1 protein-coding gene is annotated in these 774 nt (G+C 46.5%); it reads left to right on the top strand.

The window, feature by feature from the left end; all coding sequences use genetic code 11:
• The coding region (locus R7P74_RS25980; protein ID WP_318123536.1) for a PAS domain S-box protein at positions 1–774 on the top strand (774 nt) is incomplete at both ends.

Below are 774 nucleotides of genomic sequence, written 5' to 3'. Positions count from 1 at the left end.
CCACTTACAACGCGGACTGGTTCAATGAGCCAAACCATGCAGTAGATGAGGAAACACAAAAGCTCTACGACAACACCGTGATCCATTTTTGGACGCTGGATCAGCAACGCTATTTTGCCCATACCGTTAAATTGGATGACCTCAATTGGTATGTCAGTTATCTCATCCCGACCAAGCCAGTTCAACAAGCCATTAATGTCATTGCTTGGAGTGTCGCTGCACTGCTGTTATTGATGATTTTGTTGGTCATTATCGGTTTGCAACGGCACCAGAAAAACCAGAACCAACAGCGTATTCAGGCTCTTCTGGAAGAATCCCAAAGGCGACTTAAGCAGATGATCAACAAAACTCACGTTGGGTTGCTGTTGATCAATGAGCAAGGACAGCTATTCGATCTCAATCCAATGGCTAAGCGGCTGTTTTGTTTGCCAGAAAACGTCAATCGTCAAACTTTTGCTTGGGAGTTGTTTGATGCAGGTAATCCCAACTCAACCACGCTCACACTGCTCAGAGATCTACCAAAACATAAGGAGCTGGCAGAAATCAGTGCCGTTGAAACGATGGCAAGGCGAAGTGATGGGAGCGTTTTCCCGGTGCTGTTCTCATTAACGACTTTTCCTTGGCACGGAGAGCTGTATTTTCTTGCCACCCTCATCGATATCAGTAAACGCAAAAAGGCTGAACAATCGCTACAACTCATCAACCAAGAGCTAGCGCAGCGGGTAGAAGAGCGCACGCAAGCGCTACGTCAAGCTCAGGAGCAATTGATTGAAT

Source organism: Vibrio sp. 2033 (assembly GCF_033339735.1).
This window is presented reverse-complemented; position numbering and strand designations above follow the sequence as displayed.